Origin of the sequence: Paraburkholderia phenoliruptrix, assembly GCF_019511605.1 — a bacterium.
GTDB classification, from domain to species: domain Bacteria; phylum Pseudomonadota; class Gammaproteobacteria; order Burkholderiales; family Burkholderiaceae; genus Paraburkholderia; species Paraburkholderia phenoliruptrix_A.
The window spans coordinates 14,944-38,931 of the sequence record NZ_JAEUAV010000034.1 but is presented as its reverse complement, the minus strand read 5'-3'; the positions used below and the strand labels follow the sequence as shown (position 1 = coordinate 38,931).

General features: G+C 60.6%; 25 protein-coding genes and 1 tRNA gene. 24 read left to right on the top strand and 2 right to left on the bottom strand.

The annotated features are described in order from the left end of the window. Positions 1-100 precede the first annotated feature (100 nt). From JNB89_RS28530 to JNB89_RS28420, 24 genes are all read left to right on the top strand, one after another. Positions 101-185: transfer RNA gene (locus JNB89_RS28530), tRNA-Leu, on the top strand. Between the two features lie 161 nt (positions 186-346). Next, entirely contained in the window at positions 347-706 is a 360-nt protein-coding gene (locus JNB89_RS28525) for an NADH-quinone oxidoreductase subunit A (RefSeq protein WP_013339872.1), read from the top strand. 63 nt (positions 707-769) lie between these two features. Then, entirely contained in the window at positions 770-1,249 is a 480-nt protein-coding gene (locus JNB89_RS28520) for a NuoB/complex I 20 kDa subunit family protein (RefSeq protein ID WP_006052903.1), read from the top strand. A gap of 21 nt (positions 1,250-1,270) precedes the next feature. Further along, positions 1,271-1,873, top strand: coding sequence for an NADH-quinone oxidoreductase subunit C (locus JNB89_RS28515; RefSeq protein WP_135894873.1), 603 nt, complete (start codon positions 1,271-1,273; stop codon positions 1,871-1,873). 9 nt (positions 1,874-1,882) lie between these two features. Further along, positions 1,883-3,136, top strand: coding sequence for an NADH-quinone oxidoreductase subunit D (locus JNB89_RS28510; protein ID WP_013339870.1), 1,254 nt, complete (start codon positions 1,883-1,885; stop codon positions 3,134-3,136). 131 nt (positions 3,137-3,267) lie between these two features. After that, positions 3,268-3,753: an NADH-quinone oxidoreductase subunit NuoE gene (gene nuoE, locus JNB89_RS28505; protein WP_013339869.1), complete on the top strand. Its 486-nt coding sequence runs from the start codon at positions 3,268-3,270 to the stop codon at positions 3,751-3,753. Beyond that, complete coding sequence (gene nuoF / locus JNB89_RS28500) at positions 3,750-5,078, top strand: NADH-quinone oxidoreductase subunit NuoF (protein WP_013339868.1); 1,329 nt, start codon at positions 3,750-3,752, stop codon at positions 5,076-5,078. The genes nuoE and nuoF overlap by 4 nt, the downstream gene beginning before the upstream one ends. 171 nt (positions 5,079-5,249) lie before the next feature. Beyond that, the gene (nuoG, locus tag JNB89_RS28495; RefSeq protein WP_220364412.1) at positions 5,250-7,583 is read left to right on the top strand and encodes an NADH-quinone oxidoreductase subunit NuoG; all 2,334 of its coding nucleotides are present in this window, start codon (positions 5,250-5,252) and stop codon (positions 7,581-7,583) included. Further along, on the top strand, positions 7,584-8,648 hold the full coding sequence (nuoH, locus tag JNB89_RS28490) for an NADH-quinone oxidoreductase subunit NuoH (RefSeq protein WP_013339866.1): 1,065 nt from the start codon (positions 7,584-7,586) through the stop codon (positions 8,646-8,648). 15 nt (positions 8,649-8,663) lie between these two features. Next, positions 8,664-9,152: an NADH-quinone oxidoreductase subunit NuoI gene (gene nuoI / locus JNB89_RS28485; protein WP_013339865.1), complete on the top strand. Its 489-nt coding sequence runs from the start codon at positions 8,664-8,666 to the stop codon at positions 9,150-9,152. 213 nt (positions 9,153-9,365) lie between these two features. Next, complete coding sequence (locus JNB89_RS28480) at positions 9,366-10,055, top strand: NADH-quinone oxidoreductase subunit J (protein ID WP_013339864.1); 690 nt, start codon at positions 9,366-9,368, stop codon at positions 10,053-10,055. A 20-nt stretch (positions 10,056-10,075) separates the two neighbouring features. Then, on the top strand, positions 10,076-10,381 hold the full coding sequence (nuoK, locus tag JNB89_RS28475; protein ID WP_013339863.1) for an NADH-quinone oxidoreductase subunit NuoK: 306 nt from the start codon (positions 10,076-10,078) through the stop codon (positions 10,379-10,381). 17 nt (positions 10,382-10,398) lie between these two features. Continuing rightward, positions 10,399-12,474, top strand: coding sequence for an NADH-quinone oxidoreductase subunit L (nuoL, locus tag JNB89_RS28470; protein WP_220364411.1), 2,076 nt, complete (start codon positions 10,399-10,401; stop codon positions 12,472-12,474). A gap of 14 nt (positions 12,475-12,488) precedes the next feature. Then, on the top strand, positions 12,489-13,979 hold the full coding sequence (locus JNB89_RS28465) for an NADH-quinone oxidoreductase subunit M (protein ID WP_220364410.1): 1,491 nt from the start codon (positions 12,489-12,491) through the stop codon (positions 13,977-13,979). A 24-nt stretch (positions 13,980-14,003) separates the two neighbouring features. Next, a complete protein-coding gene (gene nuoN, locus JNB89_RS28460; RefSeq protein ID WP_013339860.1) occupies positions 14,004-15,476 on the top strand; it encodes an NADH-quinone oxidoreductase subunit NuoN in 1,473 nt (490 codons plus the stop codon). Beyond that, a complete protein-coding gene (locus tag JNB89_RS28455; RefSeq protein ID WP_007175603.1) occupies positions 15,476-15,772 on the top strand; it encodes a DUF2818 family protein in 297 nt (98 codons plus the stop codon). Before nuoN ends, JNB89_RS28455 begins: the two co-directional genes overlap by 1 nt. 43 nt (positions 15,773-15,815) lie before the next feature. Next, positions 15,816-16,406 carry an NUDIX domain-containing protein gene (locus JNB89_RS28450; RefSeq protein ID WP_220364409.1) on the top strand — a complete coding sequence of 197 codons (591 nt, stop codon included), beginning with the start codon at positions 15,816-15,818 and terminating at the stop codon, positions 16,404-16,406. A 308-nt stretch (positions 16,407-16,714) separates the two neighbouring features. Beyond that, complete coding sequence (locus tag JNB89_RS31185) at positions 16,715-16,972, top strand: hypothetical protein (protein WP_013339858.1); 258 nt, start codon at positions 16,715-16,717, stop codon at positions 16,970-16,972. 37 nt (positions 16,973-17,009) lie between these two features. After that, positions 17,010-17,534 carry a helix-turn-helix transcriptional regulator gene (locus JNB89_RS28445; RefSeq protein WP_013339857.1) on the top strand — a complete coding sequence of 175 codons (525 nt, stop codon included), beginning with the start codon at positions 17,010-17,012 and terminating at the stop codon, positions 17,532-17,534. A gap of 280 nt (positions 17,535-17,814) precedes the next feature. Further along, positions 17,815-18,240, top strand: a complete 426-nt coding sequence (locus JNB89_RS28440; RefSeq protein ID WP_220364422.1) for a DUF1178 family protein — start codon at positions 17,815-17,817, stop codon at positions 18,238-18,240. Between the two features lie 46 nt (positions 18,241-18,286). Next, on the top strand, positions 18,287-19,483 hold the full coding sequence (locus JNB89_RS28435) for an acyl-CoA dehydrogenase family protein (RefSeq protein ID WP_220364408.1): 1,197 nt from the start codon (positions 18,287-18,289) through the stop codon (positions 19,481-19,483). A 10-nt stretch (positions 19,484-19,493) separates the two neighbouring features. Continuing rightward, positions 19,494-20,621, top strand: coding sequence for an acyl-CoA dehydrogenase family protein (locus JNB89_RS28430; RefSeq protein WP_220364407.1), 1,128 nt, complete (start codon positions 19,494-19,496; stop codon positions 20,619-20,621). Between the two features lie 35 nt (positions 20,622-20,656). Beyond that, complete coding sequence (locus JNB89_RS28425; protein ID WP_013339853.1) at positions 20,657-21,115, top strand: MaoC family dehydratase; 459 nt, start codon at positions 20,657-20,659, stop codon at positions 21,113-21,115. After that, a complete protein-coding gene (locus JNB89_RS28420) occupies positions 21,112-21,588 on the top strand; it encodes a MaoC/PaaZ C-terminal domain-containing protein (RefSeq protein WP_013339852.1) in 477 nt (158 codons plus the stop codon). Before JNB89_RS28425 ends, JNB89_RS28420 begins: the two co-directional genes overlap by 4 nt. Before the next feature lie 130 nt (positions 21,589-21,718). Here the strand turns inward: JNB89_RS28420 and JNB89_RS28415 are convergent, their stop codons facing one another. Both JNB89_RS28415 and JNB89_RS28410 read right to left on the bottom strand, forming a co-directional pair. Next, entirely contained in the window at positions 21,719-22,420 is a 702-nt protein-coding gene (locus tag JNB89_RS28415) for a glutathione binding-like protein (protein WP_220364406.1), read from the bottom strand. 234 nt (positions 22,421-22,654) lie between these two features. Next, a complete protein-coding gene (locus tag JNB89_RS28410; RefSeq protein WP_013339850.1) occupies positions 22,655-23,914 on the bottom strand; it encodes an acyl-CoA dehydrogenase family protein in 1,260 nt (419 codons plus the stop codon). Between the last annotated feature and the right edge of the window lie 74 nt (positions 23,915-23,988).

Here is a 23,988-nt window from a genome sequence, read left to right as displayed (position 1 = left end):
AGTGCTTTTGTGCGTTGAACAAACTGTTTAAAGCAGTTACAATCTAAGTCTTGAAGCGATTCGCGGGTTTTATAAGTTGTTTTCCCGGATTGCATACAGTGCCGACGTGGTGAAATTGGTAGACACGCTATCTTGAGGGGGTAGTGGCGAAAGCTGTGCGAGTTCGAGTCTCGCCGTCGGCACCAAATGTTATCTAAATGCCAGCCGCTTGCTTCGCTTCGGCTGGCATTTTTCACTTCTGGCGCGCGGTTTGCGTTGGTCTGTGGCGTGTACGTCCCGGAAGTGATTTCGCGTCAGGGGTGCTATGCTCCTGACGGCACTCAGAACCAACCGATTGAGGATAGTCTTGAACCTCGCAGCCTATTTCCCCGTCTTGTTGTTCCTCGTTGTGGGCACTGGTTTAGGCGTAGCACTGGTCAGTATCGGCAAGATCCTCGGTCCCAACAAGCCCGATACCGAGAAAAACGCACCGTACGAGTGCGGCTTCGAAGCATTCGAAGATGCGCGCATGAAGTTCGACGTGCGCTACTACCTCGTCGCCATTCTCTTCATCATTTTCGATCTTGAAACCGCGTTCCTGTTCCCGTGGGGCGTTGCCCTGCGCGACATCGGCTGGCCTGGCTTCATGGCAATGATGATTTTCCTGCTCGAATTCCTGCTGGGCTTCGCCTATATCTGGAAGAAGGGCGGCCTCGACTGGGAATGATCGTTTAATCGCCGGTTTGCGTGGGTGGCCAAGGCTTGCCGCCCCGTCTGGAGTGGAAAGCAAATGAGTATCGAAGGGGTCTTGAAGGAAGGGTTTGTCACCACAACGGCTGACAAACTGATCAACTGGACGCGCACCGGTTCCTTGTGGCCGATGACGTTCGGTCTTGCGTGTTGTGCGGTCGAGATGATGCATGCGGGCGCGGCCCGTTATGACCTCGACCGTTTCGGCGTGGTGTTTCGTCCGAGTCCGCGTCAGTCGGACGTGATGATCGTCGCCGGCACGCTGTGCAACAAAATGGCGCCCGCTCTGCGCAAGGTGTACGACCAGATGGCCGAGCCGCGTTGGGTGATCTCTATGGGTTCGTGCGCAAACGGCGGCGGCTACTACCACTACTCGTATTCGGTGGTGCGCGGTTGCGACCGCATCGTGCCGGTCGACGTCTACGTGCCGGGTTGTCCGCCCACAGCGGAAGCGCTGGTCTACGGCGTGATCCAGTTGCAGGCCAAGATTCGCCGCACCAACACCATCGCCCGTCAATAAGGCAACGCCTCTCCCCACAATATGGCAAGCAAACTCGAGACCCTGAAAGCGAACCTCGAGGCGGCCTTTGGCGGCCTCCTGTTGAGCACTACCGAGGCAATCGGTGAGTTGACGATCGTCGTGAAAGCGAGCGACTACCTCAACGTGGCAACGCGTCTGCGCGACGACCGCTCGCTCGGTTTCGACCAGATGATGGACCTGTGCGGCGTCGACTATCAGACCTACGCGGACGGCGCTTACGACGGTCCCCGTTTTGCGGCCGTGCTGCATCTGTTGTCGGTGCAGAACAACTGGCGTTTGCGCTTGCGTGTGTTCGCTCCGGACGACGACCTGCCGCTGCTGCCTTCCGTCGTCGACATCTGGAACTCGGCGAATTGGTACGAGCGCGAGGCATTCGACCTGTACGGCATCGTCTTCGAAGGTCACCCGGACCTGCGCCGGATTCTGACTGACTACGGTTTCATTGGTCACCCGTTCCGTAAAGATTTCCCTGTCTCCGGTTACGTCGAAATGCGTTACGACCCGGAAGAGAAGCGCGTCGTCTATCAGCCTGTGACGATCGAGCCGCGGGAAATTACGCCGCGCGTGATCCGCGAAGATCGCTATGGCGGTCTGAAACACTAAGAGAACGCCATGGCAGAGATCAAGAACTACACGCTCAACTTCGGCCCCCAGCACCCGGCAGCGCACGGCGTGCTGCGCCTCGTGCTGGAGCTCGACGGCGAAGTCATCCAGCGCGCCGATCCGCACATCGGCCTGCTGCATCGCGCGACTGAAAAGCTCGCCGAAACCAAAACGTTCATCCAGTCGGTGCCGTACATGGACCGTCTCGACTACGTGTCGATGATGGTCAACGAGCACGGCTATGTGATGGCGATCGAAAAGCTGCTCGGCATCGAAGTGCCGGTGCGCGCCCAATACATCCGCGTGATGTTCGACGAGATTACGCGCGTGCTGAACCACCTCATGTGGATCGGCGCGCACGCGCTCGACGTCGGCGCAATGGCTGTCTTCCTGTACGCGTTCCGCGAGCGTGAAGATCTGATGGACGTGTACGAAGCGGTGTCCGGCGCGCGCATGCACGCGGCGTACTACCGTCCGGGCGGCGTGTATCGAGATCTGCCTGACGCAATGCCGCAATACAAGGCGTCGAAGATTCGCAATGCGAAGGCATTGTCGAAGATGAACGAAAACCGTCAAGGTTCGCTGCTCGACTTCATCGACGACTTCTTCACGCGCTTCCCGACGTACGTCGACGAATACGAGACGCTGCTCACCGACAACCGGATCTGGAAGCAGCGTCTGGTCGGCATCGGCGTGGTCAGCCCTGAGCGCGCTCTGCAATTGGGTATGTCCGGCGCCATGCTGCGCGGCTCGGGCATCGAATGGGATTTGCGTAAGAAGCAGCCGTACGAAGTGTACGAAAAGCTCGACTTCGACATTCCAGTCGGCGTGAACGGCGACTGCTACGACCGTTATCTGGTTCGCGTCGAAGAAATGCGTCAATCCACGCGTATCGTGAAGCAGTGCGTGGAGTGGCTGCGCAAGAATCCGGGCCCTGTGATGATCGACAATCACAAGGTTGCTCCGCCGTCGCGCGTAGGCATGAAGTCGAACATGGAAGAGCTGATTCACCACTTCAAGCTGTTCACTGAAGGCTTCCACGTGCCGGAAGGCGAGGCTTATGCGGCCGTCGAGCACCCGAAGGGCGAGTTCGGTATCTACCTGGTTTCGGACGGCGCGAACAAGCCCTATCGCCTCAAGATTCGCGCGCCGGGCTATGCGCACTTGTCCGCGCTCGACGAAATGGCGCGCGGTCACATGATCGCCGACGCCGTGACGATTATCGGCACGCAGGACATCGTGTTCGGCGAAGTCGATCGCTAGGACGTAATCATCGGCGCGCGTCTTCCAGTTTGGCGGAGGCGCGCGTCAAGCAAAGGAACGCCGGGTCTGTCGCAGCACGAATTGAGCGGCAGGTTTTCGTTCGGTAGGAATTGAAAGAGTCGTGTCTGAAAATGATCTCAGCTGAAGGCCTGAAAGAAATCGATCGTGCGATCGCGAAGTATCCCGCCGATCAGAAACAGTCCGCCGTGATGTCGGCGCTGGCCACCGCTCAGGAAGAGCATGGCTGGCTGTCGCCCGAACTCATGCAGTTCGTCGCGGACTATCTCGGCATGCCGGCGGTCGCAGTGCAGGAGGTGGCAACCTTCTACACGATGTACGAGACCTCGCCGGTCGGCAAGTACAAGATCACGCTCTGCACGAACCTGCCGTGCCAGCTCGGCCCGGACGGCGGCTCGGAGAGCGCCGCTGAATATCTGAAGCAGAAGCTCGGCATCGACTTTGGCGAAACCACGGCGGACGGCAAATTCACCCTGAAAGAAGGGGAATGCATGGGTTCGTGCGGCGACGCGCCGGTGATGCTGGTGAACAACCACCGCATGTGCAGCTTCATGAGTCGCGAGAAGATCGACCAGCTGCTCGAGGAACTTTCGAAATGACGTCTTTACACGATCGTCACATCAAACCGCTGATTCTCGCTGGCCTGAACGGCGACAACTGGCATCTCGAAGATTATGTGGCGCGCGGCGGTTACGCCCAGCTGCGTCGCATTCTGGAAGAAAAGATCCCGCCCGAGCAGGTGATCGCGGACGTCAAGGCGTCGGGTCTGCGCGGCCGTGGCGGCGCGGGCTTCCCGACGGGTTTGAAGTGGAGCTTCATGCCGCGTCAGTTTCCGGGGCAGAAGTACCTGGTCTGCAATTCGGACGAAGGCGAGCCGGGCACATTCAAAGACCGCGACATTCTGCGCTTCAATCCGCACTCGCTGATCGAAGGCATGGCGATCGGCGCATACGCAATGGGTATCACGGTCGGCTACAACTACATTCACGGCGAAATCTGGGAAGTCTACAAGCGCTTTGAAGAAGCGTTGGACGAAGCACGCCGTGCAGGGTTCCTCGGCGAGAACATCATGGGTTCGGGCTTCTCGTTCGAACTGCATGCGCACCACGGCTACGGCGCTTACATCTGTGGCGAAGAAACCGCGTTGCTCGAGTCGCTGGAGGGCAAGAAGGGCCAGCCGCGCTTCAAGCCGCCGTTTCCGGCGAGCTTCGGCGTGTACGGCAAGCCGACCACGATCAACAACACCGAAACGTTCGCCGCAGTGCCTTTCCTGCTTGCAATCGGCCCGCAGAATTACCTGGAAATCGGCAAGCCGAACAACGGTGGTACGAAGATCTTCTCGATCTCCGGCGACGTCGAGCGTCCGGGCAACTACGAAGTTCCGCTCGGCACGCCGTTCGCAAAGCTGATGGAACTGGCGGGCGGCATGCGCGGCGGCAGGAAGATCAAGGCGGTCATTCCCGGCGGGTCGTCGGCGCCCGTGATTCCGGGCGACATCATGATGCAGACCGACCTCGACTACGACTCGATCGCCAAAGCGGGCTCCATGCTGGGCTCGGGCGCGGTCATCGTCATGGACGAGACGCGCTGCATGGTGCGCTCGCTGCTGCGTCTGTCGTACTTCTACTACGAAGAGTCGTGTGGTCAATGCACGCCTTGCCGCGAGGGCACGGGCTGGCTGTACCGCGTCGTGCATCGTATCGAGCATGGTCTTGGCCGTCAGGAAGATCTGGATCTGCTGAACTCGGTCGCGGAAAACATCATGGGCCGCACGATTTGCGCGCTCGGCGATGCAGCGGCCATGCCGGTTCGGGGCATGCTCAAGCACTACTGGGACGAATTCGAATATCACGTCGCTCATAAGCACTGCCTCGTCGGCGGACATACGGGCGCCGCGGCGGCCGCCGAAACTATGGCTGCCTGAACGAACCCTCAGTTGCCCGAGGCACGCCCACACGTGCCCGGGCAAGCGCCCGAAAGGGCAGCATGCCTGACAGGTACGCACCAGAACACGTCAACCACGGGGCTCATTGTCTGAGCGGCAATGAACGGGGCGAACGATTGAGCGGTAACAGGTTAAGGAAGATTGACCATCATGGTTGAACTTGAAATAGACGGCAAGAAAGTAGAAGTGCCCGAAGGCAGCATGGTGATCCAGGCTGCGCATAAGGTCGACACATACATTCCTCACTTCTGCTATCACAAGAAGCTGTCGATTGCGGCCAACTGCCGGATGTGTCTCGTCGATGTCGAAAAGATGCCGAAGGCCGTGCCCGCATGCGCGACGCCTGTGTCGGCCGGCATGGTCGTGCGCACGAAGTCGGAAAAAGCAGTGAAGGGCCAGCAAGCCGTGATGGAATTCCTGCTGATCAACCACCCGCTGGATTGCCCGATCTGCGATCAGGGTGGCGAGTGTCAGTTGCAGGATCTGGCGGTGGGCTACGGCAAGTCGTCGTCGCGCTATAGCGAAGAAAAGCGGGTGGTCTTCCACAAAAACGTCGGCCCGCTGATCTCGATGGAAGAAATGTCGCGCTGCATCCACTGCACGCGCTGCGTACGCTTCGGCCAGGAAGTGGCCGGTGTGATGGAGCTGGGCATGCTGGGCCGCGGCGAGCATTCGGAAATCACGTCGTTCGTCGGTAAGACGGTGGACTCGGAGCTCTCGGGCAACATGATCGACCTGTGCCCGGTCGGCGCGCTCACCAGCAAGCCGTTCCGCTATAGCGCGCGTACATGGGAACTGTCGCGCCGCAAGTCGGTAAGCCCGCACGACTCCGTCGGCGCGAACCTGGTGGTGCAGGTAAAGAACAATCGCGTGATGCGGGTTCTGCCGTTCGAAAACGAAGCGATCAACGAGTGCTGGATTTCGGACAAGGACCGCTTCTCGTACGAAGGCCTGAACAGCCCCGAGCGTCTCACGCAGCCCATGCTTAAGCAGGGCGGCAAGTGGGTCGAAACCGACTGGCAGACGGCGCTGGAATACGTGGTGAAGGGCCTGAAGGGCATCACGGGCGACCACGGCGCGAACGCGCTGGCGGCGCTCGGCAGCGCCCACAGCACCGTCGAAGAACTGTTCCTCCTCAAGCAACTGGCGCAAGCGGTCGGCACGCCTAATGTCGACTTCCGTCTGCGTCAGTCCGATTTCTCCGCGCCGGTGAGCGGCGCGCCGTGGCTCGGCACCTCGATTGCGGACCTGTCGAATATCGACTCGGCGCTCGTGATCGGTTCGGATCTGCGCCGCGATCATCCGCTTTTCGCCGCGCGTCTGCGTCAGGCTGCAAAGGGCGGCGCGAAGCTCACGCTGGTACAGGCCACTGGCGACGACGCGCTGATTCCGCAGGCGCAGCGCATTGCTGCGGCTCCGTCGGCATGGATCGAGGCGCTCGGTCGCATCGCATCGGCGGTCTCGCCGGCGAACGGCGCTGCGCTGCCTGAAGCCTTCTCGGGCGCGCAAGCCACGGAAGCCGACAAGCAGGCCGCTCAGTCGCTCGCGACCGGCGAACGCCGCCTCGTGCTGCTCGGCAATGGCGCGGTGCGTCATCCCGACTTCGCAGCCATTCATGCGGCGGCTCAGTGGATCGCCGATGCAACTGGCGCGACGCTCGGCTTCCTGACGGAAGCGGCGAACACAGTCGGCGCTCATCTCGTGAACGCAATGCCGGGCGAGGGTGGGCTGAACGCTCGTGAAGTGTTCCAGCAACCGCGCAAGGGCTACCTGCTGCTGAACCTCGAGCCTGAATTCGATACGGCCAATCCGGCGCAGGCTTTGGCGGCGTTGAAGCAGGCTGAGATGGTCGTCGTGATGTCGCCGTTCCAGACCGGCGCGGAATACGCAGACGTGCTGCTGCCGATCGCGCCGTTCACCGAGACCGCCGGCACCTTCATCAATGCAGAAGGCACGGTCCAGACGTTCAACGGCGTCGTGCGTCCGCTCGGCGACACGCGTCCCGCATGGAAGGTGCTGCGCGTGCTCGGCAGCCTGCTCGGCGTGCCGGGTTTCGAATACGACACGGCGGAACAGGTTCGCAACGCCGCCCTTGGCGACGGCGACGTGCAAGCGCGTCTGTCGAACCGCACGAGCGTGGCGGTTGCTCGCGGCAAGGCGGCAAAGGCAGCAGAAGGCAAGTTCGAGCGCATCGCCGACGTGCCGATCTACCATGCCGACGCGCTGGTCCGTCGCGCGGAATCGCTGCATCTGACCGCAGCGGCGCGCGCCGCGAACAAGGTCGGGCTGCCGGCGGCTCTGTTCGACAAACTGGGTTTGAAGGAAGGCGACGCAGTTCGCGTGCGCCAGGGCGAGCAATCGGTGCAGTTGCCGGCCGTGCGCGACGCGAATCTTGCGGAGACGGTCGTCCGCGTGTCGGCGGCTACGCCTGCCGGTGCAGCGCTGGGCAGCCTGTTCGGTGAACTGGTGGTGGAGAAGGCGTAAATGAGCTTGTTCGATACGATCAACTCGGGCGGCACCCAGCTTCTCGGTGTGGCATGGCCCACGGTGTGGGCACTGGTGCGCATCCTGGTGGTGGCCGTCGTGATCCTGCTGTGCGTGGCTTACCTCATTTTGTGGGAGCGTAAGCTGATCGGCTGGATGCACGTGCGTCTCGGCCCGAACCGCGTGGGCCCTGCGGGTCTGCTGCAACCTATCGCCGACGTGCTGAAGCTGCTGCTGAAAGAAGTGATTCAGCCGACCCAGGCAAGCCGCTGGATCTACATGATCGCGCCGATCATGGTGGTGGTGCCGGCATTTGCGGTCTGGGCGGTGATTCCGTTCCAGGCGGGCGCGGTGCTGGGCGACATCAACGCGGGCCTGCTGTATGCGATCGCGATTTCCTCGATCGGCGTCTACGGCGTGATTCTGGCCGGTTGGGCGTCGAACTCGAAGTATGCGTTCCTCGGTGCAATGCGCGCTGCCGCGCAAATGGTCTCGTACGAAATTTCGATGGGCTTTGCGCTGGTCGTCGTGCTGATGACCGCCGGCACGCTGAACCTGTCGGACATTGTCGGCTCGCAGGAACGCGGCTTTTTCGCAGCCCACGGCCTGAACTTCCTGTCGTGGAACTGGTTGCCGCTGTTGCCGATGTTCGTCGTCTACTTCATCTCGGGCATCGCCGAAACGAACCGTCACCCGTTCGACGTGGTGGAAGGTGAATCGGAAATCGTCGCGGGTCACATGATCGATTACTCGGGTATGGCGTTCGCGCTGTTCTTCCTCGCCGAGTACATCAACATGATCGTGATCTCGGCGCTGGCATCCACGCTGTTCCTTGGCGGCTGGAGCGCACCGTTCGGTTTCCTGTCGTTTATCCCGGGCATCTTCTGGCTCGTCCTCAAGGTGTTCCTGTTGCTGTCGGTGTTCATCTGGGCGCGCGCCACGTTCCCGCGCTACCGCTATGACCAGATCATGCGTCTTGGCTGGAAGATCTTCATTCCGGTGTGCGTGGTGTGGCTGGTGGTGGTCGGCTTCTGGATCATGTCGCCGTTGAATATCTGGAAATAAAGGGCGGATGAACTCATGACCGCAATCCAAAACTTTTTCAAGACCTTCTTTCTGACGGAACTCGTCAAGGGCCTCGCGCTGACCGGACGTTATACGTTCCAGCGCAAGGTGACGGTGCAGTTCCCGGAAGAGAAGACGCCGATCTCGCCGCGTTTTCGCGGACTGCACGCACTGCGCCGCTATGAGAATGGCGAAGAGCGCTGCATCGCGTGCAAGCTGTGCGAAGCAGTGTGTCCGGCGCTTGCCATCACTATCGAATCGGAGACGCGTGAAGACAACACGCGCCGCACCACGCGCTACGACATCGACCTGACCAAGTGCATCTTCTGCGGTTTCTGCGAAGAAAGCTGCCCGGTGGATTCGATCGTCGAGACGCACATTCTCGAATATCACGGCGAAAAGCGCGGCGATCTGTACTTCACGAAGGAAATGCTGCTGGCCGTGGGCGATCGCTACGAAGCCGAGATTGCCGCCAACAAGGCTGCCGACGCGCCGTATCGTTAAAGCGTTCAAGTGAAGCGATAGATGCGGCAGTCGCGCATCGAGTAAATGCAGCAGTAACACGGCCTGTTGTCGGGCCGAGCGCCGCGGCGTGAATGCCGCGGCATGGCGCACCTGTGCGGCTGTCCTGGCGGTTTTGCGCTGTTGCCAGCGTGGTCGCCAGATGCACGTGCCAAAGAAAATGCCTGACGATGGCCTAACGATGAACCGGTAATCATGGAATTCACGACCGTACTGTTCTACATCTTCGCGCTGCTCCTGGTGGTTTCAGGGCTGAAGGTGATCACCTCGCGCAACCCGGTGTCGTCCGCACTGTTTCTCGTGCTGGCGTTCTTCAACGCGGCGGCTATCTGGATGCTGCTGCAGGCCGAGTTCCTTGCCATCCTGCTGGTGCTGGTCTACGTGGGCGCGGTGATGGTGCTGTTCCTGTTCGTCGTGATGATGCTGGACATCAACCTCGACGTGCTGCGCAAGGACTTCAAACGTTTCGTGCCAATGGCCACGCTGGTGGGCGCGATCATCGTGCTCGAAACCGCGCTGATCCTGTGGCACGGCTACGGTGCGACGAGCACGGTGGTGCGCGACACGACCGCCGCCGCAAGCGGCATGGGCGACTGGTCGAATACCCGCCTCATCGGCAAGGTGATTTACACCGACTACATCTTCGCGTTTGAAATTGCTGGCCTCGTGCTGCTGGTGGCAATCATCGCAGCCATTGCGCTGACCACGAGCCACAAGAAGGACAGCAAGCGCCAGAAGATCAGCCAGCAGGTCAAGGTGCGTGCCCAAGACCGCGTGCGCGTCGTGAAGATGCCGTCGGAAAAGAGCGCGGCGACTGTCGCGGCGGAAGAAGCCGCAGCGGCGGCAGCAGCAGCGGCCGAGTCGGCGTCTGCGAAGAACAGCTGAGCGGACAGGAGATAGAAATCATGTTGACCCTAGCCCATTACCTCGTGCTCGGCGCGATTCTGTTTGCGATCAGCGTCGTCGGTATTTTCCTGAACCGCCGTAACGTCATCATCATCCTGATGGCCATCGAATTGATGCTGCTCGCGGTGAACACCAATTTCGTCGCGTTTTCGCATTACCTCGGCGACGTGCATGGCCAGATCTTCGTGTTTTTTGTGCTGACGGTGGCGGCAGCGGAAGCGGCGATCGGCCTCGCGATTCTGGTGACCCTGTTCCGTAGCCTCGACACGATCAATGTCGAAGATCTCGATCAGCTCAAAGGTTAATCTCAGGAAAAGCGGTTATGTCCACGATACTCAATGAAAACCTGCTGCTGGCGATTCCGCTGGCACCGCTGGCTGGTTCCCTGATCGCGGGGCTGTTCGGGAAGGCGGTAGGGCGCGCGGGTGCGCACTCGGTCACGATTCTCGGCGTCGCCATCTCGTTCGTGCTGTCGATGATGGTGTTCTTCCAGGTGCTGGACGGCGCAAGCTTCAACGCCACCGTCTACGAATGGATGATGATCGGCAAGACGAAGTTCGAGATCGGCTTCCTCGTCGATTCGCTGACGGCCATGATGATGTGTGTCGTCACCTTCGTGTCGCTGATGGTGCACATCTACACGATCGGCTACATGGCCGACGACGACGGCTACCAGCGCTTCTTCTCGTACATCTCGCTCTTCACGTTTTCGATGCTGATGCTCGTGATGAGCAACAACTTCCTGCAGCTGTTCTTCGGCTGGGAAGCAGTGGGTCTCGTATCGTACCTGCTGATCGGTTTCTACTTCACGCGCGAGTCGGCGATCTACGCGAACATGAAGGCGTTCCTCGTGAACCGCGTCGGCGACTTCGGCTTCCTGCTGGGTATCGGTCTACTGTTCGCGTTTGCCGGCTCGATGAACTACGGCGACGTGTTTGCCAAGCGTACGGAACTTGCCGCATTGAACTTTCCGGGTACGGATTGGGGCCTGCTGACCGTGGCCTGCATTTGCCTCTTCATCGGCGCAATGGGTAAGTCCGCGCAGTTCCCGCTGCACGTGTGGCTGCCGGATTCGATGGAAGGCCCGACGCCGATTTCCGCGCTGATTCACGCGGCAACCATGGTGACAGCCGGTATCTTCATGGTTACGCGCATGTCGCCGCTGTTCGAACTGTCCGATAGCGCGCTGTCCTTCGTCACGGTGATCGGTGCGATTACTGCGCTCTTCATGGGCTTCCTCGGGATCGTGCAGAACGACATCAAGCGTGTGGTGGCTTACTCCACGCTCTCGCAGCTCGGCTACATGACGGTTGCGCTCGGCGTCTCGGCTTACCCCGTCGGCGTGTTCCACCTGATGACGCACGCGTTCTTCAAGGCGTTGCTGTTCCTCGGCGCGGGTTCCGTGATCATCGGCATGCACCACGACCAAGACATGCGCAACATGGGCGGCCTGCGCAAATACATGCCGATCACGTGGATCACGTCGCTGATCGGTTCGCTCGCGCTGATCGGCACGCCTTTCTTCTCGGGCTTCTATTCGAAAGATTCGATCATCGACGCGGTGAAGCTCTCGCATCTGCCGGGCTCGGGCTTCGCGTATTTCGCAGTGGTGGCTAGCGTATTCGTCACCGCGCTGTATTCGTTCCGCATGTACTTCATGGTGTTCCACGGCGAAGAGCGTTTTCGCCATCCGAAGCATCCGGATTCGCCGATGGGCGCCGAAGCCGCGGCACACGGCCATGCCAACGGTCACGACGCGCACGGCCACGGTCACGACGATCACGGTCATGGTCACGCACACGAGCCGCATGAAACGCCGTGGGTCGTCTGGGTACCGCTGGTGCTGCTGGCCATTCCGTCTGTCGTGATCGGCGCGATTGCGGTTGGTCCGATGCTGTTCGGCGACTTCTTCCAGCACGGCGTGGCGTTCGAGAAGGTGATCTTCATCGGCGAAAACCATCCGGCACTGCATGAAATGGCCGAAGAGTTCCACGGCTGGGCGGCAATGGGCTTGCACTCGGTGACGGGCCTGCCGGTCTGGCTGGCGCTCGCGGGCGTTCTCGTGGCGTGGTTCCTGTATCTGCTTCGTCCTGAACTGCCGGCTACGATCAAGCGCGCATTCGGGCCGATCTACACGCTGCTCGACAACAAGTACTACATGGACAAGATCAACGAAGTCGTGTTCGCGCGGGGCGCGGTGGCAATTGGCCGTGGTCTCTGGAAGGAAGGCGACGTCGTCGTGATCGACGGTATCGTCAACGGCAGCGCACGCTTTATCGGCTGGTTCGCCGGCGTGATCCGCTTCCTCCAATCCGGCTACATCTACCACTACGCGTTCGCCATGATTATCGGCATGTTGGGGCTCCTGACCCTGTTTGTAACGCTCGGCGGCAAATAAGGCGAGGGACACTAATGCACGCTTATCCGATTCTCAGTATTGCCATCTGGTTACCGATCCTTTTTGGCCTGCTGGTTCTGGCCATCGGTTCCGACCGTAACCCGGGCCCTGCGCGCTGGATCGCATTGATCGGCTCGGTCATCAGCTTCGTCGTCACGATTCCGCTGATTACGGGTTTCGATTCGAGCACCGCCGATCTGCAGTTCGTCGAAAAGGCCAACTGGATCGAACGATTCAACATTACCTATCACCTGGGTGTCGACGGCATCTCGATGTGGTTCGTGGTGTTGACGGCATTGATTACCGTGATCGTCGTGATCGCGGCATGGGAAGTGATCACGAAGAACGTGGGCCAGTATCTGGCTTCGTTCCTGATTTTGTCGGGCATCATGGTCGGCGTGTTCAGCGCGGCCGACGGCATGTTGTTCTACGTGTTCTTTGAAGCCACGCTGATTCCGATGTACATCATCATCGGCGTGTGGGGCGGGGCGAACCGCGTCTACGCGGCGTTCAAGTTCTTCCTCTACACGCTGATGGGCTCGCTGCTGATGCTTGTCGCGCTGCTCTATCTGTACATCCAGACGGGCACGTTCGACCTTGCCAACTGGCAGCATGCGCAAATTGCGATGACGCCGCAGGTCCTGCTGTTCATAGCGTTCTTCATGGCATTCGCCGTGAAGGTGCCGATGTGGCCGGTGCACACGTGGTTGCCTGACGCACACGTGGAAGCGCCGACGGGCGGCTCGGTCGTGCTGGCCGCCATCATGCTGAAGCTGGGCGCCTACGGTTTTCTGCGCTTCTCGCTGCCGATCACGCCGGACGCAAGCCATTTCCTCGCACCGGTCGTCATCACGCTGTCGCTGATCGCGGTGATCTACATTGGCCTTGTCGCGATGGTGCAGGCCGACATGAAGAAACTGGTCGCGTATTCGTCGATCGCGCACATGGGTTTCGTCACACTTGGCTTCTTCATCTTCAACCAGCTCGGCGTCGAAGGCGCGATCGTGCAGATGATCTCGCACGGCTTCGTGTCCGGCGCGATGTTCCTTAGCATCGGCGTGCTGTACGACCGCATGCACTCGCGTCAGATCGCCGACTACGGCGGCGTGGTCAACGTCATGCCGAAATTCGCGGCTTTCGTGATGCTGTTTTCGATGGCCAACTGCGGCTTGCCGGGCACCTCCGGTTTCGTCGGCGAATTCATGGTGATTCTGGCCGCCGTCCAGTACAACTTCTGGATCGCGGGCGGTGCCGCCGTGACGCTGATTCTCGGCGCGGCCTATACGTTGTGGATGTACAAGCGCGTCTACTTCGGCGCGGTCGCGAACGACCACGTGAAGAGCCTGCTCGACATCGGCCGCCGCGAATTTTTCATGCTGGCAGTGCTCGCTGCACTGACGCTCTTCATGGGCCTGTATCCGAAGCCCTTTACCGATGTGATGCACGTATCCGTGGAAAACCTCCTCTCCCACGTTGCGCAGTCGAAGCTGCCGTTGTCTCAGTAACGCAGAGCGGAGGAATTAAAGACCATGCAAAACGCCCCTATGACTGCTCTGTTGCCCGACGCGCTGGTGATGCTCGCCGTTGTCGTCGCGTGGCTTAACGACACGTTCGTCGGCCAGGCCGGTCGCCGTACCACGTACTGGATCGCCGTGCTGTCGACGCTCGTCGCCGGCATCTGGTTCGCGGTCAATGCGTTCGACCCGTCCGTGCACTACTTCTTTAGCCGCATGTACGTGGTGGACTCGTTCGCGAACCTGATGAAAGCGGTGGTGACGCTCGGCTACACCGTCACGATCGTGTATTCGCGCCGCTATCTCGACGATCGCGGCCTGTACCGCGGCGAGTTCTTCCTGCTCGGCATGTTCTCGCTGCTCGGCCAGCTTGTCATGATTTCCGGCAACAACTTCCTGACGCTGTACCTCGGTCTGGAACTGATGTCGCTGTCGCTGTACGGCGTCATTGCGCTGCGCCGCGAGGCCGCGCCGTCGAACGAAGCGGCGATGAAGTACTACGTGCTCGGCGCGCTGGCTTCCGGCTTCCTGCTCTACGGTATTTCCATGCTGTATGGCGCGACCGGCTCGCTGGAGCTGAACGAGGTCTTCAAGGCAATCGGTCAGAGCCACTATGACCCGAGCGTGCTGCTGTTCGGCGTGATCTTCATCGTGGCGGGCGTCGCCTTCAAGATGGGCGCGGTGCCGTTCCACATGTGGGTGCCCGATGTCTATCAGGGCGCACCGACGGCAATGACGCTGCTCGTTGGCGGCGGCCCGAAGGTGGCGGCATTCGCATGGGGGCTGCGCTTCCTGGTGATGGGCCTGCTGCCGCTCGCGGTGGAATGGCAGCAGATGCTGGTGATTCTCGCGGCGCTGTCGCTGATCGTCGGCAACATTACGGGTATCGTGCAGCGCAACGTCAAACGCATGCTCGCGTACTCGGCGATCTCGAACATGGGCTTCGTGCTGCTCGGTCTGCTGGCCGGCGTGGTCGACCATAAGACGACGGGTGCGGCCAGCGCCTATGGCTCCGCCATGTATTACAGCATCGTCTATCTGATCACGACGATGGGCACGTTCGGCGTCATCATGCTGCTGGCGCGCCGCGAATTCGAAGCTGACACGCTCGACGACTTCAAGGGCCTGAATCAACGCAGCCCCGTGTTCGCGTTCGTCATGATGGTAATGATGTTCTCGCTCGCCGGCATTCCGCCCGCAGTCGGCTTCTACGCGAAACTGGCCGTGCTGCAGGCAACGATGAACGCCGGCCTGACGTGGCTGACCGTGCTGGCCGTGATCACGTCGCTGTTCGGCGCGTTCTACTACCTGCGTATCGTGAAGCTCATGTACTTCGACGAGCCGCAAGACAAGTCGGCCATTACTGCTGACACCGGCACGCGCGCGTTGCTGGCGCTCAACGGCGTGGCCGTGCTGGTGCTCGGCATCGTGCCGGACCCGCTGTTGAAGGCGTGCCTGCAAGCTATCCAGCACACGCTGTCGTTCTGATGTCCGCTGCCGGCTGGTTTATCGTGCTGTTGGCGCTGGTCGGCGCCAACCTGCCGTTCCTGAATCAGCGGCTCTTCGCCGCCGTACCGCTGAAGGCGGCGAAGAAAAGCGCCTGGATCCGCATTGCCGAGTTGATCGTGCTGTACTTCGTGGTCGGCGCCCTCGGCTTTCTGCTTGAAGCGCGCGCTGGCAATCGCTTCGAACAGGGTTGGCAGTTCTACGCCATTACGTTCGCGCTTTTCGTTGTCTTCGCCTTTCCCGGCTTTACCTTCCAGTATCTCGTCAAACGCCGCTGACGGCCTTGCGCCGTCGCGCACCAAGCTGTTCCGAGGTCCGCATATGGCTGAACTTCCCGATCACGACGCCGTCCTGACCGAGACCTGTGTCGACAGCAAGACGGTTCATCAAGGGCCGTTTCTGACGCTCAAGTGCGATACCGTTCGCCTGCCGGACGGCAAGCACGCCACCCGCGAATATGTGCAGCATCCGGGCGCCGTCATGGTGATTCCCTTGTTCGACGATCACCGCGTGCTGCTGGAAAGCCAGTACCGGTATCCGATGGGTAAGGTGATGGTCGAATATCCGGCGGGCAAGCTTGATCCGAACGAGGGCGCGCTCGCTTGCGCAATGCGCGAGCTGCGCGAGGAAACGGGATACACGGCGCGCGAGTATGTTTACCTCACGCGCATCCACCCGATCATTTCCTACTCGACCGAGTTTATCGACATCTATCTGGCTCGGGGACTCACGTCCGGAGAGCGAAAACTCGACGACGGCGAGTTCCTCGAAATGTTTACCGCGACGCTTCCCGAGGTGTCGGAGTGGGTGCGAACCGGCAAGATCACAGACGTCAAGACGATTATCGGCACGTTCTGGTTGGAGAAAGTGCTATCGGGCGAGTGGCCGATGGCGCAACCCAGTAGTTCTTGAGGTCCGTTGGCGCAAAGATACTTGTGCCATATTCAGAAAGCCCCTGTCGGTTGTTGACCGGCAGGGGCTTTTGTCATTCTCGGACGCTATAAGCTTGCCGTTTTTCCTATGGTGTATGAACAAATTCGCTGTTGTCCTATGCCATCCGACAGTCTCGCGTCATTGCTGCGGTAACCGTAGTATGGAACCCCGGCAGACCGCTCTAGCGCCCAGTTAATTGGGATGCCGAAATATACGAATGCGGCAGCTGGTTTGTGCATGGTTGTCACTTGACAACTTGCGCCGACAGTACTAAATTGGAGGGCAGGATGGTTCGTGGAGTCCACGCTAAGAAAGAGATCGAGGCCGCGTTGGCATATGCAGAGCGGCGTGGGTGGCGCATAAAAGGCGGAGGCAAGGGCCACGCGTGGGGAAAGATGTATTGCCCTTACAAAGACGCCGAGTGCCGTTGCGGAGAATTCTGCATCTCGAGCATATGGAGTACGCCGAAGAATGCCGTTAATCACGCGCGGCACTTGCGTCGCGTGGTTGACAACTGCACGGCGCACCGTGCGGATCGGCAGTAAGTAAGAAGGTGTTGGCTGAATAGAGCAGGAGTGGCAAATGGAATATACGTTTACGCTGAAGTACAGGCTTGCCGCGCAAGACTGCGATCTTGACGCGATTGTCGAGCGCCTGGGCGAGGCGGGGTGTGACGACGCCACCGTCGGCGTGGGACAAGCGGGGCGGCTGGCGTTGGTTTTTTCGCGAGAAGCCGCGTCCGCGTTTGAGGCGCTTGTCAGTGCGCTTGGCGACGTCAAGCAAGCGGTGCCGTCGGCGCGGCTAGTAGAAGCCGGCCCGGACTTCGTAGGCCTGACCGACGTCGCGGAGATTGCAGGTGTATCGCGGCAAAACATGCGCAAGCTGATGCTGAACCATGCGGTGGAATTTCCGCCGCCGGTGCATGAGGGAAGTGCTTCGGTCTGGCATTTGTCGGACGTGCTGGAGTGGCTGAACTCCCGCGGTGGATACGACATCAAGCCAGATGTTGTCGACGTCGCGAAGTCGGCGAAGCAGATCAACCTTGCCAAAGAAGTGCGGGAACTCGAACCTCGGCTTAATCGTCGGCTGGAATGCCTGGTAGCGTGAGCGTGCAACATTGAACGGCAGAGTCGTAAGGCGTGCGCGGCAGGCTTGCGGGAACCGGTCAGGCCGCCCGGTGGGTGGAGACGCCGCGCCCAGCGCGACTGTACCGCGGTGGCTGCATGCGGCAACGGTCGGCAGCGGTTTGCGCAAAGCGTTAAAATCGCCCACCGCCTCCCGTTTCTGACCGCGCTTTGGCATTGGCGGGTACCCCCTGAAGATTTTGCGAACGACCGTTCACATATTTTCGTTTTGCGCTAAACTGGCACTCAAGCCCCAACTCCACATGAAGGTCCTCGATTTACAGTGTCCGCATGGCCATCGGTTCGAAGGCTGGTTTGCTTCGGCTGATGACTTCGAGTCGCAGCAGTCCCGCAAGCTGGTCGAATGTCCAATGTGCGGAGCGAAAGAGGTGAGCCGTTTGCCGTCGGCTCCGCGCCTGAACCTATCGGGTGCGGTACAGACAAAAGCGCCCGCGGCTCCCAACGAGTTGCAAGCGCGCGTCATGCGAGCATTGCGCGAGGTACTGGAAAAGACTGAGAACGTGGGCGACCGCTTCGCCGAGGAAGCGCGGCGCATTCACTATAACGAAGCGCCTGCACGCAGCATTCGTGGCGTCACGACGCCAGAAGACGCGCGAGCTTTGGTTGAAGAAGGCATCGAAGTGATGCCGCTGCCGGTCCCGGCTGCCTTGAAGGAACCGCTGCAATAGCGCGGTGATCCTGGCCGCGGGTGGTGGCGGCCAGGAGACACTACGCATGAATCTAGATTATTCCCCCGCTGAGAAGGCGTTCCGCGCCGAAATCCGCGCCTGGCTCGAAGCCAATCTGCCTCGCGAACTGAGCGAGAAGGTGCTCAACCACAAGCGTTTGAACCGCGAAGACTTCGCGCGCTGGCACAAGCTGCTGGGAACGCGCGGGTGGTCGGCCGTGGCGTGGCCGAAAGAATACGGTGGTCCGGGCTGGGACGCGACCCAGCGCCATATCTGGGACGAAGAGTGCGCGCGGGTCGGCGCGCCTACCGTGTTGCCATTTGGTGTGTCGATGGTCGCGCCGGTCCTCATGAAATACGGCAACGAGGCGCAAAAGCGCTACTACCTGCCGCGCATTCTCGACGGAAGCGACTGGTGGTGCCAAGGCTACTCGGAGCCCGGATCGGGTTCGGACCTGGCGTCGCTGCGCACGCGAGCCGAGCGGGTCGGTGACCATTACGTGGTGAATGGCCAGAAGACCTGGACCACGCTCGGGCAACATGCGGACATGATGTTTTGCCTCGTACGCACGGACAGCGGCGCGAAAAAGCAGGAGGGAATTTCGTTTCTGCTTATCGACATGAAAACGCCAGGCGTCACCGTGCGACCAATTATCACGCTCGACGAGGATCACGAAGTCAACGAGGTCTTCTTTGAAGACGTGAAAGTGCCCGTCGGAAACCTGGTCGGCGAAGAAAACCGCGGCTGGACGTACGCCAAATATCTGCTTGGGCATGAGCGCACAGGCATTGCACGCGTCGCGCAGTCAAAGCGCGAGCTTGTCTTTCTTAAGCGCCTTGCGCTCAATCAGAACAAGAGCGGCAAACCGCTTTTGCATGACCCTGTGTTCGCTTCGAAAGTCGCGAATCTGGAAATCGAACTCATGGCGCTCGAAGTCACCGTGCAGCGCGTGGTCGCGAATGAAGCTGGCGGACGCGGACCGGGCCCCGAAGCTTCGATGCTGAAGATCAAAGGCACCGAGGTGCAGCAGGCGTTGACCGAACTTATGTTCGAAGCGATCGGGCCGCTTGCCGCCCCGTTCGACGTGCCGTTCCTGGAAGGCGAGCGCGAGCACAGTCTTGCCGAAGACGACGATGCTGCACCGTTGGCCGCGTATTACTTCAACTTCCGCAAGACGTCGATTTACGGCGGCTCGAACGAAATTCAAAAGAACATCATCGCGCAGATGATTCTTGGACTTTGAGGAGCGGCGCATGGACTTCACTTTCAACGACGAGCAACAGCAGTTCGCCGACGCGCTGCGCCGCTATCTCGACAAGAGCTACGGCTTCGAAGCGCGCCAGGCCATCGTGCGCTCAGACGCCGGTGTGTCGGCAGCTCACTGGGCGGCATTCACCGAACTGGGCCTTACTGCATTGCCGGTGCCTGAAGCTCACGGCGGTTTGAACGGCGGGCCGGTAGACATGCTGGTGGTCATGCAGGAGCTTGGCCGCGCTCTTGTCGTCGAGCCATATTGGGCGACGGCGGTGGGCATCGAGGCCTTGCGCCTTGCCGGCACCGGGCACGGCGAAGACGCAACGCTGCTACAGCGTGCGGCTCAGGGCGAGATCAAGCTTGCGGTTGCCTTCCACGAGCTGCACGCTCGCTACGATCTTTTCGCTGTCGCAACCGCCGCAAGCGGAACCGGCGAACAGCAAACGCTCAGCGGCAAGAAGTCGGTGGTGCTGCATGGCGCACAGGCGCAGTTCTGGATTGTGCCCGCGCGTGCCAACGGCGAGATCGCTCTGTTTGTCGTCGCGCGCGAGGCCGCCGGCGTGAAGCTCACCGAATACCGCACCATCGACGGCCAACGCGCCGCCACGCTCGTGTTCGACAACACGCCGGCACGCCGGTTGGGCGGCTTGCATTCTGGCGCCGCGGCGCTCGAGCACATCGCGGACTATGCCACGCTGTTGTTATGCGCGGAGGCCATCGGCGCACTCGACGCATTGAACACTGCCACCGTCGAGTACACCAAAACGCGCCAGCAGTTCGGTCAGCCTATCGCGCGCTTTCAGGTCTTGCAGCACCGCATGGTCGAGATGCTGATTCACACGGAGCAGGCGCGCTCCATTACTTACCTGGCCGCCATGCACTATTCGAGCGAAGACGCCGACGAGCGCCGTCGCGCCATCTCGGCAGCCAAGGTGCGCGTGGGTCAGGCCGCGCGTTTTGTCGGCCAGCAAGCGGTCCAGTTGCACGGCGGCATGGGCGTCACGAACGAGGTGGCGGCCGCGCATCTCTTCAAGCGTCTCGCTATCATTGAAACGACCTTGGGCGATGTCGACCATCACCTTGCACGGTTCGCCGCGCTGCCGGGGTTTGTCAGCACTGAAGTCTGATTGGCCGATTCAATCGCCAGCAAGGAGATAACGAAATGGGTCTGAGTTACGAGGACATGGTGGTCGGCTCCACGACCGAAATCGGCAAGCACACATTCACGCGCGAGGAGATTGTCGAATTTGCGGAGAAATTCGATCCGCAGCCTTTCCATGTCGACGAGACCGCCGCTGAGTCCTCTCCGTTTCGCGGCCTGGTCGCGAGCGGCTGGCATACCTGTTCGGTCATGATGGGCATGCTGGTGCGTAACGCGCTGGCAGGCTCCACGTCGATGGGGTCGCCCGGCATCGACGAAATACGCTGGCTCAAGCCGGTGCGTGTGGGCGACACGATCACCATGACGAACTCCGTGCTGGACAAGCGCATTTCGGAGAGCAAGCCGGATCGCGGCATTGTGTCGACGCAATGGGCCGGCATCAATCAGCATGGCGAAACGGTTATCACGGTCCGCTCCAAAGCGCTGTTTGGCTTGCGCAATCCGGGCGCTGCTTCGTGAGCACCGGGAGCGCGTTGCCGGCGGCGTTTCACGACGCAGCGGCGTTGCGGGCGCTCGTCGGCGGGCCGCCGCTTGTCAGCGACTGGGTGACGATCGACCAACCGAGCGTGGATCGTTTCGCCGAAGCCACGGGCGACCAGCAGTGGATCCACGTCGACCCTGAGCGAGCGCAGCGCGAGTCGCCGTTCGGCGGCGCCGTTGCGCACGGCTTTCTGACGCTTTCGCTAATTCCCGCGCTGCTGCAACGAACCGTACGCATCGAGCAACGCATGGCCGTCAACTATGGGTTGAATCGTGTGCGGTTCACGTCGCCGGTATTGGTGGGCTCGCAGTTGCGCGCACTGTTTGCAGTCGCGTCCGTCGCCGAGGTCGACAATGCAGGCGTGCAAGTGGTCTGGAACGTTACAGTGGAGCGGCAAGGCGATAACCGGCCCGTGTGTATAGCCGAGTTCATTACGCGCCACTATTTCTGACGCTTGGCCCGCTGCATGATAAAGCGCATGGCGTGGCAGCCTGCGAGCCGCCTTACCGCCATGCGCCACAAAGCAAGCGTGAGGCGTGCACCACACGCGTCGCGACAAGCTGCAGGTAATACCAGGCGCTCTAATGCTTCGCGTACTGCGTCGCGCCGAACAGCACTTCCTTGGCCTTATCGTCCATGAGCGGCTTGCGAGCCGAGGCTAGCACTTCGACGCCGCGCATCACAGCTGGGCGCGCGGCAATTTCCTCATGCCATCGCTTCACGTTCGGAAGCGCGTCGAGATCAACGCCCTGGTTCTGCCATGAGCGGGTCCACGGAAACGCTGCAATGTCCGCAATCGTGTAGTCGTTTCCAGCGAGGTACTGTGTCTTGCCAAGTTGCTTGTCCATCACGCCATACAGGCGCCGCGTTTCATTCGTGTAGCGGTTGATCGCATACTCGATCGGCTCAGGCGCGTAGATGCGGAAGTGATGCGTCTGTCCGAGCATGGGGCCGAGGCCGCCCATCTGGAACATCAGCCATTGCAGCACGCAATAGCGGGCAGCCGGGTCGGTCGGCAGGAAGCGGCCGGTCTTTTCGGCGAGATAGATCAGTATCGCGCCCGACTCGAACAGCGCGAACGGCTTGCCGTCTGCGCCGCGCGGGCCCTCGGAATCGGTGATCGCCGGAATCTTGTTGTTTGGGCTGATGTCGAGAAACTCAGCCTTGAATTGATCGCCGGCACCGATGTCGACTGCGTGAACGGTGTACTCGAGGCCGGTCTCCTCGAGCATGATATGGACCTTGTGGCCGTTAGGTGTTGCCCAACTGTAAACGTCGATCATCCTCGCTCCTTTGTTCGTGACAGCGGCGCCACAATGGGCGCTGCGCTTCGCGAAAATTAGAGCACAGATCGGCCGAGGTTGCTGGCGACGCAACGCCCACGACACGCTGAGCTCAGCGCGCGAAAAAGCGCCAAGAAGCGCGAAAAACTGCGGAATGGCGCTAGAACGGAGCGGGAAAGTGCGGAAGAGCGCCCACTGAAGCAGCGCATCGAATCCGCGCAATGTACCGAGCCATCAAACCCGTGTAACCGGCGTCTCCACATTGGCCGCCGCGCCAGGCTCCATGTAACGCGCGAGTTCCAGTTTGGCGATCGCATTGCGATGCACTTCGTCCGGACCGTCGGCGAAGCGCAGCGTGCGTGCGGACGCATAAGCGTACGCAAGCGGGAAGTCGTCACTGACGCCGCCGCCGCCGTGCGCCTGGATCGCCCAGTCGATCACCTGGCACGCCATGTTAGGCGCGACCACCTTGATCATCGCGATCTCGCCGCGCGCGGCCTTGTTGCCGACGGTGTCCATCATGTACGCGGTTTTCAGTGTCAGTAAGCGCGCCTGTTCGATCATGCAGCGTGCCTCGGCAATGCGCTCCTGCGTAACGCCTTGCGTCGCTACGGGTTTGCCGAAAGCGACGCGTTGCAGCGACCGTTTGCACATCAATTCGAGAGCGCGTTCCGCAAGGCCGATCAGACGCATACAGTGGTGGATGCGTCCGGGTCCGAGGCGGCCTTGCGCAATTTCGAAGCCACGTCCTTCGCCAAGCAGCATATTGGTTGCCGGCACGCGCACATTGTCGAGCGTGATTTCCATATGCCCATGGGGCGCGTCGTCATAGCCGAAAACGGAAAGAGGGCGGTGCACGGTGACGCCGGTTGCGTCGGAGGGGACCAGAATCATCGACTGCTGCTGATGGCGCGGCGCCTCAGGATCGGTCTTGCCCATCACGATATAAATCTTGCAGCGCGGATCACCCGCGCCGGACGACCACCACTTGTGACCGTTGATCACGTAGTAGTCGCCGTCGCGCACGATGCTGGTCTGGATATTGGTGGCATCCGACGAAGCAACCTCGGGCTCCGTCATCAAGAACGCGGAGCGGATGTGCCCTTGCAAAAGCGGCTCTAGCCATTCGCGCTTGTTTTCCTCACTGCCGTAGCGCTCGATCGTTTCCATATTGCCGGTGTCGGGCGCATTGCAGTTGAACACCTCGGGCGCCCACGGCACGCGTCCCATGATTTCACACAGCGGCGCGTATTCGAGATTCGTCAGTCCGGCGCCGCGCACGGAATCGGGCAGAAACAGATTCCACAGTCCCGCGTCGCGCGCTTTCTGCTTGAGCGTTTCGATCAGCTGCGTCGGCTGCCATGCATTGCCGTCTTGCCGGTTGCGGGCGATCTCCGCGTAAAACGCGTGCTCATTCGGATAAATGTACTCGTCGAAAAAGGCGAGCAGCTTTTCGCGCAGTGCCTGGACCTTCGGTGTGTAATCGAAATTCATCTATGACCTCGCGGATAACGGATGACATTCACGGTGCGCGCTGCAAGAACGCGCAAGCTTGTCTGTTGCTGCCA

Excerpts from the sequence above, each read along its gene's own strand:
- JNB89_RS28510 (WP_013339870.1), top strand. The coding sequence starts at position 1,883 with ATGGCAGAGATCAAGAACTACACGCTCAACTTCGGCCCCCAGCACCCG.
- JNB89_RS28410 (WP_013339850.1), bottom strand. The coding sequence starts at position 23,914 with ATGAATTTCGATTACACACCGAAGGTCCAGGCACTGCGCGAAAAGCTG.
- JNB89_RS28435 (WP_220364408.1), top strand. The coding sequence starts at position 18,287 with ATGAATCTAGATTATTCCCCCGCTGAGAAGGCGTTCCGCGCCGAAATC.
- nuoG (WP_220364412.1), top strand. The coding sequence starts at position 5,250 with ATGGTTGAACTTGAAATAGACGGCAAGAAAGTAGAAGTGCCCGAAGGC.
- JNB89_RS31185 (WP_013339858.1), top strand. The coding sequence starts at position 16,715 with ATGGTTCGTGGAGTCCACGCTAAGAAAGAGATCGAGGCCGCGTTGGCA.
- JNB89_RS28440 (WP_220364422.1), top strand. The coding sequence starts at position 17,815 with ATGAAGGTCCTCGATTTACAGTGTCCGCATGGCCATCGGTTCGAAGGC.
- JNB89_RS28445 (WP_013339857.1), top strand. The coding sequence starts at position 17,010 with ATGGAATATACGTTTACGCTGAAGTACAGGCTTGCCGCGCAAGACTGC.
- nuoH (WP_013339866.1), top strand. The coding sequence starts at position 7,584 with ATGAGCTTGTTCGATACGATCAACTCGGGCGGCACCCAGCTTCTCGGT.
- JNB89_RS28425 (WP_013339853.1), top strand. The coding sequence starts at position 20,657 with ATGGGTCTGAGTTACGAGGACATGGTGGTCGGCTCCACGACCGAAATC.
- JNB89_RS28520 (WP_006052903.1), top strand. The coding sequence starts at position 770 with ATGAGTATCGAAGGGGTCTTGAAGGAAGGGTTTGTCACCACAACGGCT.
- JNB89_RS28465 (WP_220364410.1), top strand. The coding sequence starts at position 12,489 with ATGCACGCTTATCCGATTCTCAGTATTGCCATCTGGTTACCGATCCTT.
- nuoE (WP_013339869.1), top strand. The coding sequence starts at position 3,268 with ATGATCTCAGCTGAAGGCCTGAAAGAAATCGATCGTGCGATCGCGAAG.
- nuoF (WP_013339868.1), top strand. The coding sequence starts at position 3,750 with ATGACGTCTTTACACGATCGTCACATCAAACCGCTGATTCTCGCTGGC.
- JNB89_RS28430 (WP_220364407.1), top strand. The coding sequence starts at position 19,494 with ATGGACTTCACTTTCAACGACGAGCAACAGCAGTTCGCCGACGCGCTG.
- nuoI (WP_013339865.1), top strand. The coding sequence starts at position 8,664 with ATGACCGCAATCCAAAACTTTTTCAAGACCTTCTTTCTGACGGAACTC.
- nuoN (WP_013339860.1), top strand. The coding sequence starts at position 14,004 with ATGCAAAACGCCCCTATGACTGCTCTGTTGCCCGACGCGCTGGTGATG.
- JNB89_RS28450 (WP_220364409.1), top strand. The coding sequence starts at position 15,816 with ATGGCTGAACTTCCCGATCACGACGCCGTCCTGACCGAGACCTGTGTC.
- JNB89_RS28455 (WP_007175603.1), top strand. The coding sequence starts at position 15,476 with ATGTCCGCTGCCGGCTGGTTTATCGTGCTGTTGGCGCTGGTCGGCGCC.
- JNB89_RS28415 (WP_220364406.1), bottom strand. The coding sequence starts at position 22,420 with ATGATCGACGTTTACAGTTGGGCAACACCTAACGGCCACAAGGTCCAT.
- nuoK (WP_013339863.1), top strand. The coding sequence starts at position 10,076 with ATGTTGACCCTAGCCCATTACCTCGTGCTCGGCGCGATTCTGTTTGCG.
- JNB89_RS28480 (WP_013339864.1), top strand. The coding sequence starts at position 9,366 with ATGGAATTCACGACCGTACTGTTCTACATCTTCGCGCTGCTCCTGGTG.
- JNB89_RS28515 (WP_135894873.1), top strand. The coding sequence starts at position 1,271 with ATGGCAAGCAAACTCGAGACCCTGAAAGCGAACCTCGAGGCGGCCTTT.
- nuoL (WP_220364411.1), top strand. The coding sequence starts at position 10,399 with ATGTCCACGATACTCAATGAAAACCTGCTGCTGGCGATTCCGCTGGCA.